We start from the raw sequence: 17,982 nt of genomic DNA, 5'->3' as shown, positions 1-17,982 counted from the left end.
ACGCCGCTACTCGTGCATGCGGCCGCGCCCCGACTTGACCTCGCTGCGCCTGGCCTTACTGTCGAGCCGCCGCAGGTTCGACGCGCGGGTCGGCCGCGTCGCGACCCGATGCTTGCGGGTCACGCTGACGCTTTCGATCAGTTCATCGAGCCGCGCGAGCGCCGCCGCGCGGTTCATCTCCTGGGTCCGATGCTCCTGCGCCTTGATGATCACGACGCCGTCGCGCGTGAGCCGGTGGTCGGACAGCGCGAGCAGACGCATCTTCAGCACTTCCGGCAGCGACGAGGCGCGCACGTCGAAACGCAGATGGATCGCGCTCGACACCTTGTTGACGTTCTGACCACCCGCCCCCTGCGCGCGCACGGCGGTCAATTCGATTTCGTTGGGCGGGACCGGATAGCGGGATGTCATAGGTGGTCGGGAAGGAAGATGCGTCAGTGTACAAGCGCTCGACGCGAGATGCCCGAACTCGCGGGAAGGCGGCGGAGCGCCCGGCGCGGCGCCCGGCGGCACCGGCTCGCGAACGCTACGAAAAAAACCATTTGCGTCGGCCCGACCGGTTCATCGATACTGGTTCTTTCGCTTACGGCGTAAATTCATATGAAAATCCGTCCCGGTTTCGTGCTCGAACTGGCCGTCAACTTTCTGCTGCCGTGGCTTGCTTACCGGCTCGCGTTGCCGCGGGTCGGCGAGACCGGCGCGCTAATCGCGTCCGCCGTGCCGCCGCTCGTGTGGAGCGCGATCGAGCTCGCGCGCTTCAGGCGCGTCGATGCGCTCAGCGTGATGGTGGTGGCGGGCATCGTGCTGTCGGTCGCGGCCATGGCGCTCGGGGGCAGTCCGCGCATGCTGCTGTTGCGCGAGTCGCTGGTGTCCGGCGCGGTCGGCGTCGTGTTCCTGCTGTCGCTGCCGATGCGTCGTCCTCTGATCTTCTACCTCGCGCGCGCGACGGTCGCGCGCGAAATGGAAGGCGGCGCCGCGCATTTCGAGGCGCTATGGCGCGAGCGCCCCGGTCTCGCCACCGCGATGCGAACCATGACGCTCGTGTGGGGCATCGGGCTGACCGCCGAAACCGCGCTACGCGCGTGGATGGCGCTGACGTGGCCGATCGAACGCTTCCTCGTCGTGTCGCCGTTTATCGGCTACGGCATCTACGCGGGACTCGCGCTGTGGACACTGTGGTATCGCAGGACGATGCGCAGCCGCGTCGAGGCCATCGAGCGGGCGAGCGGGGTTGCCGGTTGAGCGCCGCTCGCACCACAAGTCCGCCACTTCGCTCTTTCTGCCTGCTGCCGCGCAATCAACGCGATGCTTCGGCAATCCGCGCGGCCAGCCCCGAATCACGCTGCGTCGGCGTCGCGATCGCCTGCGCGAGCACGGCCCGCGCGCCGATCACCTCGACACGTTCGCGCGCGCGAGTAATCGCCGTATACACGAGCTCACGCGACAACACCCGGCTGAACGCCGACGGCAGCACCAGCACCGCTTGCTCGAACTCCGAACCTTGCGACTTGTGGACCGTCAGCGCGAACGCGGTGTCGTGCGGCGGCAGCGCGGCCGGCGACACCGCGCGCACACCGCCGTCGCCGGTGCGGAAGTACACGCTCAGCGCGCCGCCCGCGCCCGGCAGCGCAATGCCGATGTCGCCATTGAACAGACCCAGCGCGTAATCGTTGCGCGTCACCATCACCGGACGTCCGGCAAACCACTGCGCGCCGACCGCGAGCGTGACGCCCGCGGCGCGGCGCACCTCAGCCGCCATCGCCGCGTTGACCTGATCGACGCCGCGAGGTCCGAGCCGCGTCGCACAGAGGATGCGGAAGCGGTTGAGCGCGTCGAAGAGCGGCACTGGATCGGGCGTATCGACGGCGAGCGCCCTGGCAAGCGCGTCGGCGTACGGCGCGAAGCCACCGGCAAGTCTTGCGGTGGTGCGCTCGGCCAGCGCCGTGTGAGCGTCCTCGTGCAGCGCCGCGGCGCAGACCTCGGTCGGGTCGATCTGCAATACGTCGAGCGCCGCGCTCGGTGAGCCGTTGCGAATCGCGACGGACAAACGGCCGATCGGCGACTCGAGGCCGAACCGGTAGTTGCGCTCGAGCCAGACGACGCAGTCCGCGAGCGGGTTGCGTTCGATCGCCGATCGCTTATCGCGATCCGCCTGCTCGCCAGTCGCCGATGTCACGCCGTCACCGAACGGATCGCCCGACGCGGGTGGCTCGAAGGTTTGCGGCGTCTCGGGCGGCTCAAATAAATCGTCCAACGGTGCTTCATCGACTTCACGCAACGCGCGCGGCAAAGCCCGCGCGAGCCGCGCCTCGTCGATGTCGAGCGCCTGCGCGACCCATTGCAATCCGCGCGCGCTCAGCGCCGGCCGCGCGCTGAGTTCGGCGAACACCGCGCCGGCTTCGACCGCGGCGAGCTGGTCCTTGTCACCGAGCATCACGAGCCGCGTTTGCGGCCCGATCGCGTCGAGCAGATGCGTGGCCATCGCCACGTCGATCATCGACGCCTCGTCGATCACGACCACGTCATACGGCAACGGATTATCGCGATGATGCCGGAAGCGCCCGCCCGGCCCCGACCCCAGCAAGCGATGCAGCGTGTACGACGTCTGCGGCAAACGCGCGGCGAGTTCGGGCGGCAGCTCGCCCGCGCGCGCGAGCAACGCTTCCTGCATCCGTTGCGCCGCCTTGCCGGTCGGCGCCGCCAGCGCGATGCGCAAATCGGCCCGCGCATCGAGCAGACACGCAAGCACGCCGACCACGGTCGTGGTCTTGCCGGTTCCCGGGCCGCCGCTGACGATCGTCAGCCGCCCCGACAGCGCCATCACGGCCGCGACGCGTTGCCAGTCGACGTCGTCGTCTCGCGGCGGACCGAAGTAGTGCAGCAGGCGTTCGCGCAAAGCGGCGGGGGTGGTGTCGGCGTCGGCCTTCGCGGTGCTCGCCTCGCCCGTCGCATGCGCGACCAGGGCGTGGGCCAGGCGCCGCTCGTAGTCGTAGTAGCGCGCGAGATAGAGACGCCCCTGCGCGTCGATCACGAGCGGGCGCAACGCCGCCGCGCCCGCCGCGCCCGCCGCGTCCGCTGCGCCATCGCTTGCCATGCCGCTCGCGAGCAGCGCCGCGCGCACTTCGGCGCTCGACGCGTCGAAGCGGCGCGCGAGCGTCGCGAGCGGCACGCACACGTGCCCTTCGGCGGTCGCGCGGCTCGCGGCGAACGCGCCGCGCGCGGCCCACTTCACCACCTCGGTCGATGCGCCACCGCGCCGCGCGAGCATGCCGATACGGCGCGCGAACCCTTCGGCCAGCGCGATGCTGAAATCGGCCGGTGCGGGCAGGTTGACGCCGATGTCTTCGAGGCCGAGCGGCGCGGCCGCACGCTCGTCAAGCGTGCCGAGCGTGCTCATGCGCCACCTCCGATCATCGCCGCGTCGAGCAGCGCCACCAGTTCGAACGGCGCACGCCGCCTGTGCACACCGGCGGCGCCGTCGACATCGCGCCAGTCGGGCCGCACGCCGCGCACGAACAGATACAGGTAGCCGCCGATATGCGTGTCGTATGCATAGTCGCGCACGCGCGTCTTCAGATAGCGATGCAGCGCGACCGTATAAAGCAGCGCCTGCAGGTGGTACGCGTGACTCGTCATCGCCGCTTCGAGCGGCGCGGCTGCGTAGTCGGCGGCGGTGTCGCCGAGATGGTTCGACTTCCAGTCGACGATCCAGAAGCGGCCGTCGTGCTCGACGATCATGTCGATAAATCCTTTGACGAACCCGCGCAGCACGCCGGGCTCCAGCGCGACGTCGGGATAGCCGTATTCGATCAGCAGCTCGCGCAGCGCCGGAAAATCCAGCGACGGGGCCGCGAACAGAAACTCGAGTTCGTTCAGGCGCCGACGCGGATCGAGCCGCGCGAGCGTCATGCCCGGCACGAGTTCGGTCGAGACGACGTCGGCGATCAGCCGATGCATCATCGCGGGCAAGCGCACGGCGAGCTCGGGCGCGGCCGGCGCTGGACGCTCGCGCAGCGCGCCGCGGATCGCGTCGGGCCAGGTGCGCGCCTCGGTGAAATCGGCGAGTTCGAACATCCGATGCAGGCAATCGCCGGCCGCCGCGCCGCGCGGGAACGCGAGGATGTCGTCGTCGGCATGCGCCGGGGCGCTCGACGCGGCGAGCGGCGTGAGCAGCGGCGCGGAGGGTAGCGCATCGGCGATTTCATCGTGGTCGGGCCGCACGTCTTCCTGCGGCGCGTGCACGTGCGCATCCGCGCTCCTGCCGCCGGCCGCGATCAGCCCGCTGAAACTTGCCATGCGCCACTGATCGCGCAACGGCCGCCGATTCGCGCGCGCGTGCAGATGCGCGCCCTGATCCCGCAGACTTTCGAGCGGCACGCGGCGCGTCACTTCGGGCAGCGCCCGCAACGTGACCGGTCCGCCCGCGAGCGCCTGCCAGCTCGCCGCGAGCGCGGCTTCGTCGGGCGGCTCGGCGAGCCAGGCGTCGAACGTGTGGCCGCTGCCGCCGACGAGCCAGTTCAGCACGCTGCGCCGCGACTCCTTCGTCGAGCGCGACGACAGATACGTGCCCGCGACCAGGTAGCAGCGATACACCGCGCGCGTGAGCGCCACATAGACGAGCCGCGCGCGTTCCGCCGCCTGCTCGCGCACCGCGTAACGCGAGGCGCGCTCGGCTTCCTCTTCGTCGCAACCGTAGTGCAGCACCGCGTCGCCGCTGTCGTCGTGATACTCGCGCGCATCGGGCAAGCCCGACGAGGGCGGCTCGCGCAAGCCGCCATCGTTCAGAAACGGACAGAACACGACCGCGTATTCGAGTCCCTTCGATTTATGGACCGTGACGATCTGCACGAGATTGCGATCCGACTCGAGCCGCAGTTGCGCCTCGTCACCGCCGCCCTGCTCGCGCTGCGCGGCGAGCCAGCGCAAGGTAGGCGCGATGCCGGGCTGGGTGGCCGCTCGCGCCTGTACGAGCTCGGCGAGATGGTTCACGTTGGTCAGCCGACGCTCACCGTCGACACCCGCGACGAGCCGCTGCGCGACGCGCAGTTCGCGCATCAGCGTGCGCCACATCACCGCGAAGCCGCGTTCGTGCCACAGCATCCGGTAGCGCGAAAAACGCTCGACCCAGCCCATCGCGTCGGCGACGTCGAGCGCCGGCGCGGGTTCGTCAACAGCCTCGGCCGCGGGCGCATCGGCGACCTGCGTGAGACGCCACAGCGCGGCGGCATCGAGCCCGAGCCAGTCGGTGGCGAGCGCGGCGCGCAGGCGACGCAGATCGCCGGGCGTGTCGATGGCGGCCAGCACGCGCTCGATCTGCTCGGCGTCGAGCGTCGCGAACACCGACGCCTGCGCAAGCTCCACGCTGCCGACGCCCCACGCCGCGAGCACGCGTTTGACGAGGCTGCCCTGCTTGTGCGTCTGCACGAGCACGGCGATATCGCCCGGTGCGAGCGGCTTGTCGCCGATCGTCACGACACCTTCGCGCGCCCCTCGCAAAAGCCGCACGATCTCGGCCGCGCACGCTTCGCTCGCGGCGCGCTGCGCGCTGCGTTTGTCCAGCGGCGTTGCGCCGCGCGGCAACGTCCAGATGCGGAAATCGCCGCCGCTCGCGTCGGGATCGGTAAACGGCGCGCGGCGCCGCTCACCCGCACGCACTGGCTGATAGTCGAGCCCGTCGAGCACGAACGCCTGGCGGTTCGCTTCGAAGATCCGGTTGCACGCCTCGACGATCGGTGCGGTCGAACGCTGGTTGACCGCGAGCGTGTAGCACGCGGACGCCGACTCGCGCGCCGCGAGATACGTATGCAGATCCGCCGCGCGAAAACTGTAGATCGCCTGCTTCGGATCGCCGACGAGGAACAGCGGTCCCGCCGGCGCGAAGATGCGGCTGAAGATCGCGAATTGCAGCGGATCGGTGTCCTGGAACTCGTCGATCAGCGCGGCCGGATAGCGGCTACGCAATGCATCGGCGAGCCAGGCATGCGCGGCCAGTGCGCGATACAGATTCGCGAGCAGATCGTCGAACGATACAACGCGGCGCGTGCGCTTGCGCGCCACCAACTCGGCCGGCGCGTAGTCGAGCCATGTCTGCACCAGCGCGAGCCAGCGCGCGCGCTGCGCGGCCTCGGCGGCGACCACGGCCGCGGCCAGCGCGTCGGCATGCTCGAAGAACGGATGTGCGGGCGGCTCGAACTTGACCTTGGTTGCCTTCTTCAACGCCGACGCCGTCAGCTTCAGCGCGGCGCGCGGCGGCGGCGCATGGCAGTCGCCCTGCGCGAAGTAGTCGGTCCACGCGGCGATCGCGGCGCTCACGTGATCGGGCTTGTGCGTGGTCTTGCTCAGGCGCTCCTGTGCCTCGGCCAGTAGCGCGACGATCGCGTCGCGTTCGGCCCGCCAGATCGCGCACGCGACATCGAAGCCGGCCTGCGGATCGGCGCTTGCACCGGCCGCGTCGACGCTGCCCCAGCGCAATTGCGCGAGCGGCTTTTTCAGGCGCCGTGCCAGTTGCTCGTCGAGCGACGCGGGACCGGCGCGCTTGGCCACCAGCCACGCGGCGAACGCCGGATGCGCATGCGCGACCGGCTCGACCTGCTGGCGCCAGAAATCGGCGGCGAGTTCGAAACGCAGCGCCGCGTCGTCGGCTTCCATCTCGAACGCGAATGGCATCGCGGCCGCGAACGGCGCTTCCTGCAAGGCGCGCTGACAGAACGCGTGGATCGTGTGGATCGCGGCCTGATCGAACGTGCGCAGCGCGCGGCGCACGACCTTCAACGCGGCCTCGCGCTCGATACCGCGCTCCGGCGCGAGCGTCGTTTCGAACAGCCGGCGGATGAACGGATCGTCGCCGTCGTCGTCCATCTCGATCGCGCGATGCAGTTCCGCGAGACGGCCGCGTATGCGCTCGTGCAGCTCCGCGGTCGCGGCCTTCGTGAACGTGACGACGAGAATCTGATCGGCGTTCAGGTTCTTTTCGAGCAGCAGCCGCACGTACAGCGCGCAGATGTTCCACGTCTTGCCGGTGCCCGCCGACGCTTCGATCTGGTTCACGCCGTCGAGCGGACATGCGAACACGTCGAGTTCGTCGGCGGCGAGGCTTTGATGGCGCAGCGCGTCGCTCATGAGGCGCTCCGCAGATGCTGGATCAGTGGCTTGAAGACGATCGCGGCGAGGATGCCGAACGGTTCGTCGAGCGTGAGCGGTGTGCCGCGCAGCGCGATGCGCAACGCGGGGTCGTCGGATTCGCCGCGCACGCGGTCGTTGACCCATACGCCCTGCGCCGCCGATTCGCTTTCGCTGAACCGCGCCCATGCGCTTTTCGGGAAAAAGCGCAGCGGCAGCCGGCGGCCGGCATTGAAGAGCGCAGCCAACGGCGCGAGTTCGTCGAGCGGAGCCGCGACGGGCGCGAGCTCGAAGCTCTCGCCGCTGCCGTGCCATACGGTGCGGCGCGGGCCGTCCGGCTGTGCCGCGCAATAGACCAGATGCGCGAGCCACGCGGACAGATAGTCGCGCGCGCTGGCTTTGGCATAACGAAAGATCACTTGTCCCGTTCCGGTCAGCAGGTTCAACGTGCCGCGCAAATGCAGCGGCGTTTCGGCGGACTCGCGCAGCAGCGCGTCGTAGTCGCCAAACAGGGAGACGGCGCTGTCGGTGCCAGCGCCGCTTTGCGGCCAGCGCGGCGAGACGTCGAGCACGAACGGCAAGCGCTCGACGCCCTCGGCCACTTCGCGCCGCACGCTTTGCGCCAACTGCCGCAGCGCGGACAGCTCGCGCGCGCGCCAGACCGCGCCGGTCGCGCCGCCGGGCAACTCGGGGCTCGCCTCGGCGACGCGCTGCACGCGGCTATAGATCACCTCGTCGTCGGTGCCGGCGTCTAGCAGGACCGGCAGCAGGCGCTCGGCGAGTGCGTCGCGGCCCGCATAGTCGAGATCGAACGGCTCGGTGTCAAGCAACTCGCCCTGCGCATCCGACAACGCGATACCGAGCCGGTCGCGCAGCAGTGCGCGCGCCGGATGACGCCAGAAGCGCACGAAGTCGTCGAACGCCACCTCGTGCATGTCTTCCGGCGGCAGCGGTTGATCGAAGAACGGCGTGGCGGCGGCATGCTGCGGTTCGGCAAGCAGCGTGGCCAGCTCGGCGCGATTGGCGTCGTAGGTGAACAGGTCGGGCTTCGCCGCGAAGTAGTCCGACGCGAACGCCTGCAACGGATGCTCGACGATGAACTCGCGCCGCGCGCTGTCGACCACGGCCGGACTCGCGTCCTCGCCCGCCGACACCTGCGCGAGATGATCGAGCAGTTCATCGACGAGCGCGGCCGGCGGCAGCGGCGCGTTATCGCGAATGCTGCGGCCGGTGTAGGCGATGAAAAGCCGCTCGCGCGCGGCGAGCAGCAGATCGAGGAACAGATTGCGCTCGTCGTCGCGGCGCTGACGGTCGCCGGCCTTACCGAACGCGGCCATCAGATCGAACTCGTCGGCATGCGCGAGCGACGGCAGCACGCCGTCGTCCATGCCGAGCAGGCAGACCACGCGGAACGGCAAACCGCGCAAGCTCGTCAGCGAAGAAAACGTCACGCTGCCCCACGGCACGCCCCCGCGTGCGGGGTCGTCGAGCGCTTCGGTGAGCGCGGTGCGCACCACCGACGCCGGCAGCAACACATCATGCGCGCCGGCCTGCATCGCGGCGCTCATCGCATCGAGCGCGTCGCGCACGGCCGCGAGCGAATCGGCGAACTCGACGCCGCCGTCGAAGCACTGTCCGAGCGTTTCGAGCAGCAGTTGCGACCAGTCGGACGGCGTGCGCTCGATCGCGCAGCTCGCCGCGAAGCTGTCGATGTCGTCGACGAAACGCGACAGACGGCCGAGCAGTTCAGCATCCGAACCGCCCGCGCCTTCGACCGGCAGCCACGCATCGACCGGCTCGCCGCCTGCCGGCATCGCGTAGCCGAGGTACAGGCGCGTCAGCGCATCGGCGAACGTATGACGCGCGACCGGCACGTGTTCACCCAACGGTTCGAGCGGCGCGAGCCCGCGCCGCGCGCCGGCGGCCGCGAGCCATTCCTGCGCGGCTTCGAGCGAATTCGCATCGATGCCGTAGCGCACCGCGACCGCGTCGACGCGCAGCCATTCGATCAGATCCGGCGCGCCGACGCTGCGCTCGGGCAGCGCGAGCCAGTCGAGCAACAGACGCGCGACCGGATTGGCCTGCGACGGCGGCAGGCCGGTAATGCGGTACGGAATGCGACGCGTGTCGCCGGCGGGCGTGGTGCCGAACACCGCATCGATCAGCGGACCGGCCGCCGCGAGATCGGACACGGCGACCAGCACGTCGGACGGCTGTAGATCGTCGAATTCGTCGAACCAGCCGAGCAGGCGATCGTGCAGCACTTCGAGCTGCCGGGACAGGCTATGACAGACGTGCACCTCGATACCGCGCTCGATAGGCAACTCGTCGGCATCGGCCTCATTGCGCAAAGCGAGAATGCCGTTCTGCACGGCGGCGAGCCAGCTCGGCTCCGGGTTTTCGGTGAAGTCGCCGGTCTCGGCCGATGCGGCGCTTTCGGTCAGCTCGTGCAGCATATGCAGCTGCGCCTGAGTCTGGCGGCCCCATTCGGCGAGCAGCGGATGACCGACTTCCTGATAGTCGAGCTGCCCCGCCGCGTCGAGTGCCTGCACGCGCCCTTCGCTGACCACGTCGAACCAGAACTCGCGGCACGGGTTCATCACGTACAGACGCACGTCGATCCAGCGCGACAGCGCGCGCAGCAACGCGATATGCAGCGGCGGCATGGTCGGCAGCGCGAACACGCTGACCGCCTCGGGCCATTGCGCGTTCGAGATCGCCTCGAGATCGAGCGCCGCGATTTCATCGAGGAACCGATACGCGGGCGGCAGCGCGGCCGCGGATGTTTGCGCATGACCGCCGGGCTGCGCGAGCTCGGCGAGCACCGCGCGCCACAGCGCCGCCTGCCAGCGCTCGTCCTCGCGCGCCGCGTCGCTCGCGCCGGTCAGACGCGGACCGGTGTCGTCAGCCGCGCCGCTCGCGAAGATCGAGCCGCCCTTGTGCCATTGCAGCAGCCATTCGGGGCGATAAGTCAGATAGTGATCGAGCACGGTCGCGACGCGCCGCGCGAGTTCGTAGCGCATCGACGCGTCGGCCGCATCGAGATAGGTGCGCAGACGCGGCGACGCGTTCCACGGCAGCGCTTCGTCTGAGTCGTCGAGCAGCCGGTAGCAGCGCCACACGAGCCGGTCCGGCGCGAACGGCGAATGCTTCGGCACCTCGATCACGCCGCCGATCTGCGCCCACAGCCATTGCGCGAGATAACCAAAGTTAACGTTCGCGCAGATGCCTTGGCGCGCGGCGATATCGAGCTCGAGCCGCCGGCGCACGGCCGCGCTCGGCACGATCACGGGCCGCGCGGTCCACGGGTCGGACGGCGCTTGCGCGAGGTCGCCGAGCAGCGCGCCCACCAGCGTTTCGTAGCGGTTCGAGTAGAAGAGCTGAAGCATGGATTCCAGATCACATTTGGCACGCTGATGGCCCGCGAACGATGCGCACGAGCCACGGCGGACATTGAAGCGACAGCATAACAAACCCATCCCCAGGGCATAACCCGGCCGAATGGGCGAGGTCAGAACGCGCGCAAAATCAGTTAGACTCGACGGCAGTTTCGCGCTGTCTTTCCAACTACGGTTTTCTCGGTGAATGGATTCAGGTAGTCGATGCGCTATTCGGTCGAAATAAGAAAATTCCTTTATAGCCAGTATTTTTATGGCGGCCTGCGCATCGCGGTCGGCGTGTCGTTACCGGCCATCCTGTGCCTGATCGTGTTTCACAATCGTGACCTCGGCTTCACGATCGCGACCGGCTCGCTCGGCGCCTGCGTCGTCGACATGCCGGGCCCGCTCAAGTACAAGCACAACGAGATGCTGGCCTGCTCGGTGATCGGCTTTCTGTCCGCGCTCGCCACCGGCCTCGCCACCGTCAATCCGCTCGCGCTGTGGTGCACGGTCGTGCCGCTCACGTTCGTGCTGTCGCTAATCGTCGTGTACGGCAATCGCTGGCCGCAGATCAGCTTCGCGACGCTGTTCATGATGATCATGACGCTGGAGGAGCACTTCACGCCCTTGCAGGCGCTCGCCAACGCGTCGTGGATCCTGCTCGGCGGTCTCTGGTACACGTACTGGTCGACCTTCGTGAGCCGCTGGATGATGCATCGGATCGAGCAGCAGGCGCTCGCCGAAAGCGTGTTCGCGTGCGCGGACTATCTGCTCGCGCGCGCCGCCTTCTACGATCTCGACAACGATCTCGACGAGTGCTATCGCAACCTCGTCGACAAGCAGATCTCCGCGGTCGATCGCCAGGACGCCGCCCGCGACATGGTGCTGCGCAATCTGCCCAGGTTGAAGCGCGGCAAGCTCGAACCACGCCGCGCGATGCTCTACAACCTGTTCATCAATAGCGTCGATCTGCACGAGCTGTTCGTCGGCGCGCAAACCGATTACACGCTCGTGCGCAGCACGTTCGGCGGCTCCGATCTGCTGGTGTTCTATCGCGATCTGATCCGCAAGGCGGCCGAAGATCTCGAGGAGATCGGCCTCGCGGTGCTGCAGAACCAGGCGCCGCGCATGCGCGTGAACGTGAAGGCGGAATTGCGCGCGATCGAGTATGAAATCGAACTGATGCGCAAGCAGGAGCTGCCGACGCAGAACCCGGAGGCGTATTCGGCCGTGTCGTCGAATTTCCGCCGCATCTGGAGCGCCACGCGGCTGATCGACAAGATGCGCCGAAGCCTTGCCGCCGAGCCGAGCCCGACCGAAACCGAACTGCGCATCGACCAGGCGCTGAGCCGTTTCGTGTCGAGCCGGCGCGTGCCGTTCGGGCAGATCCTGTCGAATCTGACAATGGCCTCGCCGAGCTTTCGACACGCGTTGCGCGTGACGATCGCGGTCGCCGTGGGCTTCTGGCTCGGCCGCCTGCTGCCGCTCACGAACGCGTACTGGATCGTGATGACCACCGTGATCATTCTGAAGCCCGGCTACTCGCTGACCAAGCAGCGCAACGGGCAGCGGATCATCGGCACGCTGATCGGCTGCGCGGCGAGCATCGCGCTGACCATCTTCGTGAAGGAGCCGCACATCCTGATGGTCGTGATGTTCGCGTCGATGGTGATGAGCTACAGCCTGCTGCTGTTCAACTACACGGCGAGCGTCGTGTTCACGTCATCGTATGTGCTGCTGTTGTTCCATCTGCTCGCGCCGGGCAGCATGCGCATCATCGGCGAGCGCGCGATCGACACCGTAGTCGGCTGCGCGATCGCGATCGCGGCGAGCCACCTGTTCCCGTACTGGGAGTACCGCTTGATGGGCAAGCTCGTCAACAACATGATCAGCGCGACGCGGCAGTATCTCGAAGCGAGCTGGTGGTGGAGCGGTAAACCGGCCGCGGCGGCGGTCGCGGCCGTGACCGAAGCGGGCGCGCGCGCGCCGGCGGCGGCGATGGCGGATCCGGCGATCGGCTTTGGCGGCCCGGCGCTCGCCGTCGCCGGCTCCGGCGCCGGAGCCGAAGTGGCGAGTGGCGTCGGTGCGCGCGGCGCTGGGCGCGCCGGCGTGGCACAGCCGGTCGCCGACGCCAATGCCGAGGCGAACGCGGGCGAGGCCAGCCATGACACCACCACGATCCGCAACGCGACCGCGCGCCCGGCAAGCGGTGCATCGGTCGCCGCTGCCGCCGCGGCGACCGCGCTCGACCGCGATTACCGTTATCGGCTCGCGCGCAAGAACGTTCACGTTGCGTTCGCGAATCTCGGTCAGGCGTTCCAGCGGATGATGCTCGAACCGAAGTCCGCGCAGAAGTTCGTGCCGGAGTTGAACGGTCTGCTGGTGCGCAGCCATGTGCTCGCGTCGCAGATCACGGCCGCCGCGCCGCTGTTGCGCACTTCCGCGCAACAGCAGCACCAGGTCGAGGATATCTCGCTACAGCCGCTGCAGCGCGCTTTGAGCCTCGTGCGCGACAACCTGAGCGCCGCCGAAGCCGGCACCGCGTTGCCCGCCGAGCAGGGCGAGCAGATCAAACTGATGAGTCGCGAGCTCGATGCGATGGTCGTCGAAACGGAGAAATCGCCGGACTATACGGCCGATGCCGTGCATGACACGAAGCTGCTCGCGCATCAATGCAAGCAGATGCTCGCGGCGTCCGCGCAGATTCGCAAAGACGCGAGCATGATCCGGCTACCGGAGGAGTGAAGCAGGAAGCGCGCGGGCGTTATTGCGCGGCGCCGCTCGCCGGTTTCATCGCGGTGGCCGCCGCGGCTGCCTGCGAAGCCACCGGCGGCACCTGCGTGGGCTGGCTGTCGAACTCGTGCTTTTCGCGGATCGCGTTATAGAACAGCGTGGCAATCACCAGCAGGATCGCCACCACGATAAAGACGGAGATGCCAAAGGTCGGATTCTTCTTGCGCGGCGGTCTGGTCATGAAGCGGGCTCGGTTCGCGAAGCAGTCGCGGATGGGTCGGAGAAGGCGGCATTCTACGCCCAGTGGGCTTGCACGCGGCTTGCAGCCGGGGGACCAGTATGGATGCGCTGTGGCGCGTTTACTGTCGAGGCAGCAAGCGGCGCTCCTGACGGCACCCGGTCTGCCTCGTGTCGCTGCTGGTGATTTTGGTCTGTGCTCTCCCGTCGCCTTAAATGCATCGACCACGTCGCCATCGTAGCGAACCCGTGTTCCGTTCGTTCGTCACCGCCCCATTGCATGTCGCGCGTCAGCCGTTATTTGTGACAGTCACAGCCGGCCGCACCGGCAATGCCGTCGAATACTTGATCTGCTCCATCGCAAAGCTCGAACTCACGTCGTACAGCGGCACGGCCGTGATCAACTGTTTGTAGATCCGGTCGTAGTCGTCGATATCGGAGACCACCACGCGCAGCAGATAGTCGGTCTCGCCGCTCATCCTGTAGACCTCGACCACTTCGGGAATATCGCGCACCGCCTGCGTAAATGCGGCGGCCCATGTCTCCGTGTGCTGATTCGTCCGCACCGCCACGAACACCGTGGTTCCGACCCCGAGCTTGCGCGCGTCGCACAGCGCCACCTGCGCGCGAATCACGCCCGCCTCCTTCAGGCGCTGCAGCCGCTTCCAGCAAGGCGTCTGTGACAGGTTCACGCGCTGCGCGAGTTCGGCGATCGGCATCGTCGCGTCTGCCTGCAGCAATTCGAGCAGCTTCCGATCGATGATATCCATACTCATACCACCACCCCTCATAGGAAATTATTCTACTTTTCTGACGGTCGAGGGAATTATATGGAAACTCTTTCTCCGGGCAAACCGGTATAAATATCGATACCGAAAATTGCCGAACTGCAGCGCCCGCGCTGCAATAAAACCATGAGCGACGACCTTCGCGCCACCGCTTTCGAGCACCTTCCCGACTACCTGAAGTCGCTGCCAGACCCGGCCCGACTTGAAGCGGCCGCGTTACCGACACAAACGCTGGGCGAGATCGGGCGCACACCGCTCGAGCGCCTGTGCGAGACGCTCGACGCGATGTTCGAAGCCTGCGCGAAATTTCCGGAGCCGTCGCATTCGACGTTCTTCGCGCGCATCATGCGGCTCGCGCTCGCCGAGGCGGCCGCCGACCCGGCGCTGCTCGCACCGATGCAACGCGAAGGTTCCGCCGACACCTATCGGCGCCATCTGCTCATCGCCGATCCGCAAGGCCGCTATGCGATCGCCGCGCTGGTCTGGCAGCCCGGCCAGGCGAGCCCCGTGCACGCGCATCACACCTGGTGCGGTTACGCGGTGGTCGAGGGCAAGCTGAGCGAAACGGTCTTCGAATGGGACGACGCGCATCAATGCGCGAGCGCGCTGCGCGCTCAGACGCGCAAACGCGGCGCGGTGTCGTTCGTGCGCGGCGGCCGTGCTGCGATTCATCGGCTTGGCAACAGCAGTGATGCGCCGGCGGTGTCGCTGCATATCTATGGCGTCGAAGGCGCGCGGATCGGCACGCACGTGAACGACATCGTGCGCATGGCCGACGCGGCGGAGATGGTTTGACGGTTGCACGGCCCCCCAACACCCCCCGCCTCAATTCTTCCCACCCACATCACCCGCCGTCGGAATCTGCGGCGGAATCGGCGCGGTCTGTCCGGTCGTCGGCGGCGCCGGACGCGGTTCGTGCGACACGTCACGGGCGGGCGCAAGCGGCACCTGTGTCGACGCGCGCGCCGACGGGCCAACGACGCCCACCTCATACTCAGCTTCGCGCGGATACTCGTGCGGCCCTTCGCGGTCTCTTTCGCGAGTGGGTTCATGCGCCCTTTGATGGGTTTTGCCGCGCGCGCCGTCCCGCGCCCGCTGCTGCGCCTCGCCATGCGCATGCCGGCTGTCATCGGCACCGGCATTCACAGGCGCGACGAACCCGGTCATCTCATCGTCGCGCAGCGGCTCGCCCTCGCTATCTTTCGACGATGTGTACACCCGCATCTGCGCGACCGGAATCTCGATGCCGGCCTCGTCCATCTTGCGCTTGAGCCGCAAATTGAACGCGCGCGCGACGCTCCATTGCTGCAGCGGCCGCGTCTTGATCTGCCCTTTGACGACCATCCAGTTCGGATCGAAGCGGTCGAGGCCCCACACCTCGATCGGCCCGAGCATCTCGCGCCGGTAGCGGAAGTCGGCCATCAGCTCCGCGCCGACTTCGCGGATCAGCTGCGTGATCTCGTCGACATCGGTCGAGAACGACATGCGCACCTCGAACACCGCGTACGCGAAATCGCGCGACAGGTTCTTCACGATCTTGATCTGCGAGAACGGAATCGCGTGGATCGCGCCCTGCCCGTCGCGCAGCCGCACGGTGCGGATCGACAGATGCTCGACCGTGCCCGCATGCCCGCCATCGACGTCGATCCAGTCGCCGACCGAGATCGTGTCCTCGATGATGATGAAGAGCCCGGTGATCAGGTCGGTCACCAGCGACTGCGCGCCGAAACCGATCGCCAGACCGATCACGCCCGCGCCCGCGAGCAGCGGCGTCACGTTGATGCCGAGGTTCGCGGCGGTGACGATCCCACCGATCGTCATGATCGTGACGAGCAACACGTTGCGCACCAGCGGCAACATTGTGCGGGCGCGCATGCTCGGGCTGCGCGCCTTGTTGCGCGGGCTGCCCGGATTGAGCGTCTCGGTGATCGCGGTGTCGACCAGAATCCACAGCAGCCACGCGATGAACACGGTGGCGACGATCGCCGTCATCGCATGCGCGACGCCGCGCGCCGCCACGTTCCTCTCGATCACCGCGGCCAGCGACACGCCCCACAGACGCGCCGCGGATTCGAAGAAAAACAGCCAGATGAACAATGTCAGCAAGGTGCCGCAAAAGCGCAGCAGCCGCGTCAGATACGGCGAGCGGCGCCGCGCGCGGGCGCTGCGCGGCCGCGTCATGCGCAGCACGATCGCCGACAGGAAGAACGCCAGCACCAGCAGCAGCGCGGTGACGATCGAGATCTGCAGCACGTTTTCGCTGGAGCCGGAGCCGCCGAGCGTCGCGACCACCGACGCGGTCGCGAGCACCAGCACCGGCACGTGCCACAGCGCGGCGAGCACCTCGAACGCTTCGGTCGCGGCCTTGTGGTCGTTGCGCTGTTCGTACGGCCGGTTGCGGATCAGATGCGCGACCGGCCGGCGAAACGCGAGCGCGAAATAGCCGGTCAGCACGGCGGCCGTCATGTTGGCCGCGGTCGAAATCAGCGCGGCGAGGTTGGTGCCGAGCTGATGCTCGACGTCGTAATTGACGGCTGCGTCGCCGAGCGCGCCGCACACGCCGATCACGAACAGCACGCGGCGCGCGTGATCGATCAGCAGACGCACCGCGACGCGGCGGTGGCCCGAGCCGAACAGCGAAAACATGATCAGACAGATCGCGGAAAACACCGCGCCCGCGACGATCGCATACGCGACCACCATGCCGAGCGTGCGGCCGAGCGAATCGGGCATCGCGCGCATGAACAGCAGCGCCGCGATGAACGCGATGATCCACGGACCGACGCGGCGCAACGCGAAGATCAGCAGCTCGCGCGTGGTGGGATTGGGCCGCAGCACCAGCTCGACACCGAAGCGCCGGTGCAGCCGTTTCTGCAGATAGATCAGCGCGCCGGCACAGGCGCCCCAGCCGGCCAGCATCCCCAGCATCGCCAACAGGATCGTGCCGACACCCTCGTGTCCCTGGCCCGAGACGATCGTGTACAGCTCGTTGCCGGCCGCGGTCACGCGCCCGCTCCAGTAGCGCACCGGCGTGCGGCCCTGATGCACGTCGGATTCGAACGACGCGATACCCGAGGCGATCGCGCCGAGCAGGCCCGGGCTAGGTTGCGCGGACGCGGGCGCAGGTGGCCCGACGGTTTGCGCGGCGCTTTGCGATACGTCGCGCAGCTTTTTCAGCTGGGCAACGAGCGCGCTGCGCTGGCGGTCGTTGTCGAGCGTGGCGATCACGCTGTCGAGCGAGCGCGCCAGCTCCGCCTGGCTCGCGGGCGACGGCGCCGACGCCGCCTCGGGCGGCGACGCCCCCGATGCCGCGGACGCAGGCGTCGCGTTCACCGTCGCGCTGTTGATCAGGCTCTGCAATGCCGGGATCACCGGCGTGCCGCCGCCGACCGCGGGGCCCGCGGCTTGCGCCATGCGCGGCAGCGCGCCGAGGCACAGAATCAGCGCGGCGCACAGCAGCGCGGCAAACCAACCGACGGCATCTGTGCTCGCGCGCGGGCGGGCGTCGCCGCTGGCAGTGTCGCGAGCGGTGTGAGCGGAGGAGAGATGGGGGGCGCTGAGAATCGCCGGCTGCTGCCCGCCGCCAGACGGCGCAGCCTCGGACTTACGCCGCGATGGGCATGACTGCATGGCAATCCGTGAGAAAACGGCAGACGCCAGTGTAGCCGCAGTTTCGCCCGGCGCGGCCGAACATGCGTAACCGAATGTTAGTACGCTTGCGCGGC

At 68.1% G+C, this 17,982-nt stretch carries 10 protein-coding genes; 3 read left to right on the top strand and 7 right to left on the bottom strand.

The genetic code is table 11. The features are described from left to right. Positions 1–6 precede the first annotated feature (6 nt). Positions 7–411: an alternative ribosome rescue aminoacyl-tRNA hydrolase ArfB gene (gene arfB / locus OKW27_RS35810; RefSeq protein ID WP_090804108.1), complete on the bottom strand. Its 405-nt coding sequence runs from the start codon at positions 409–411 to the stop codon at positions 7–9. Between the two features lie 189 nt (positions 412–600). Between arfB and OKW27_RS35805 the strand changes: the two genes are divergently transcribed. Further along, positions 601–1,242 (top strand): VC0807 family protein, encoded by a 642-nt coding sequence (locus tag OKW27_RS35805; RefSeq protein WP_090804107.1) that lies wholly within the window; start codon positions 601–603, stop codon positions 1,240–1,242. A 55-nt stretch (positions 1,243–1,297) separates the two neighbouring features. Here the strand turns inward: OKW27_RS35805 and OKW27_RS35800 are convergent, their stop codons facing one another. The 3 genes from OKW27_RS35800 to recC are packed head-to-tail and all read right to left on the bottom strand — an operon-like array spanning position 1,298 to position 10,508. Further along, positions 1,298–3,397, bottom strand: coding sequence for an AAA family ATPase (locus OKW27_RS35800; RefSeq protein ID WP_429336239.1), 2,100 nt, complete (start codon positions 3,395–3,397; stop codon positions 1,298–1,300). After that, positions 3,394–7,119, bottom strand: coding sequence for an exodeoxyribonuclease V subunit beta (gene recB, locus OKW27_RS35795; protein ID WP_429336238.1), 3,726 nt, complete (start codon positions 7,117–7,119; stop codon positions 3,394–3,396). Before recB ends, OKW27_RS35800 begins: the two co-directional genes overlap by 4 nt. Then, positions 7,116–10,508 (bottom strand): exodeoxyribonuclease V subunit gamma, encoded by a 3,393-nt coding sequence (gene recC, locus OKW27_RS35790; RefSeq protein WP_429336237.1) that lies wholly within the window; start codon positions 10,506–10,508, stop codon positions 7,116–7,118. Before recC ends, recB begins: the two co-directional genes overlap by 4 nt. A 213-nt stretch (positions 10,509–10,721) precedes the next feature. On the opposite strand from recC, the gene OKW27_RS35785 reads away from it, so the two are divergent. Further along, positions 10,722–13,244: an FUSC family protein gene (locus tag OKW27_RS35785; RefSeq protein WP_429336236.1), complete on the top strand. Its 2,523-nt coding sequence runs from the start codon at positions 10,722–10,724 to the stop codon at positions 13,242–13,244. 19 nt (positions 13,245–13,263) lie between these two features. Here OKW27_RS35785 and OKW27_RS35780 read toward each other — a convergent pair whose 3' ends face one another. Together OKW27_RS35780 and OKW27_RS35775 are read right to left on the bottom strand one after the other, a co-directional pair. Then, on the bottom strand, positions 13,264–13,473 hold the full coding sequence (locus OKW27_RS35780) for a hypothetical protein (RefSeq protein ID WP_090804099.1): 210 nt from the start codon (positions 13,471–13,473) through the stop codon (positions 13,264–13,266). 286 nt (positions 13,474–13,759) lie between these two features. Beyond that, positions 13,760–14,245, bottom strand: coding sequence for an Lrp/AsnC family transcriptional regulator (locus OKW27_RS35775; protein WP_090804098.1), 486 nt, complete (start codon positions 14,243–14,245; stop codon positions 13,760–13,762). A 138-nt stretch (positions 14,246–14,383) separates the two neighbouring features. Between OKW27_RS35775 and OKW27_RS35770 the strand changes: the two genes are divergently transcribed. Further along, positions 14,384–15,052: a cysteine dioxygenase gene (locus tag OKW27_RS35770; RefSeq protein ID WP_429336235.1), complete on the top strand. Its 669-nt coding sequence runs from the start codon at positions 14,384–14,386 to the stop codon at positions 15,050–15,052. A 30-nt stretch (positions 15,053–15,082) separates the two neighbouring features. Here OKW27_RS35770 and OKW27_RS35765 read toward each other — a convergent pair whose 3' ends face one another. Then, complete coding sequence (locus tag OKW27_RS35765) at positions 15,083–17,887, bottom strand: mechanosensitive ion channel domain-containing protein (protein ID WP_429336234.1); 2,805 nt, start codon at positions 17,885–17,887, stop codon at positions 15,083–15,085. Positions 17,888–17,982: the final 95 nt, after the last annotated feature.

The organism is Paraburkholderia sp. 35.1, from assembly GCF_050436525.1.
GTDB classification, from domain to species: domain Bacteria; phylum Pseudomonadota; class Gammaproteobacteria; order Burkholderiales; family Burkholderiaceae; genus Paraburkholderia; species Paraburkholderia tuberum.
This window is presented reverse-complemented; position numbering and strand designations above follow the sequence as displayed.

Excerpts from the sequence above, each read along its gene's own strand:
- arfB (WP_090804108.1), bottom strand. The coding sequence starts at position 411 with ATGACATCCCGCTATCCGGTCCCGCCCAACGAAATCGAATTGACCGCC.
- OKW27_RS35805 (WP_090804107.1), top strand. The coding sequence starts at position 601 with ATGAAAATCCGTCCCGGTTTCGTGCTCGAACTGGCCGTCAACTTTCTG.
- OKW27_RS35800 (WP_429336239.1), bottom strand. The coding sequence starts at position 3,397 with ATGAGCACGCTCGGCACGCTTGACGAGCGTGCGGCCGCGCCGCTCGGC.
- recB (WP_429336238.1), bottom strand. The coding sequence starts at position 7,119 with ATGAGCGACGCGCTGCGCCATCAAAGCCTCGCCGCCGACGAACTCGAC.
- recC (WP_429336237.1), bottom strand. The coding sequence starts at position 10,508 with ATGCTTCAGCTCTTCTACTCGAACCGCTACGAAACGCTGGTGGGCGCG.
- OKW27_RS35785 (WP_429336236.1), top strand. The coding sequence starts at position 10,722 with ATGCGCTATTCGGTCGAAATAAGAAAATTCCTTTATAGCCAGTATTTT.
- OKW27_RS35780 (WP_090804099.1), bottom strand. The coding sequence starts at position 13,473 with ATGACCAGACCGCCGCGCAAGAAGAATCCGACCTTTGGCATCTCCGTC.
- OKW27_RS35775 (WP_090804098.1), bottom strand. The coding sequence starts at position 14,245 with ATGAGTATGGATATCATCGATCGGAAGCTGCTCGAATTGCTGCAGGCA.
- OKW27_RS35770 (WP_429336235.1), top strand. The coding sequence starts at position 14,384 with ATGAGCGACGACCTTCGCGCCACCGCTTTCGAGCACCTTCCCGACTAC.
- OKW27_RS35765 (WP_429336234.1), bottom strand. The coding sequence starts at position 17,887 with ATGCAGTCATGCCCATCGCGGCGTAAGTCCGAGGCTGCGCCGTCTGGC.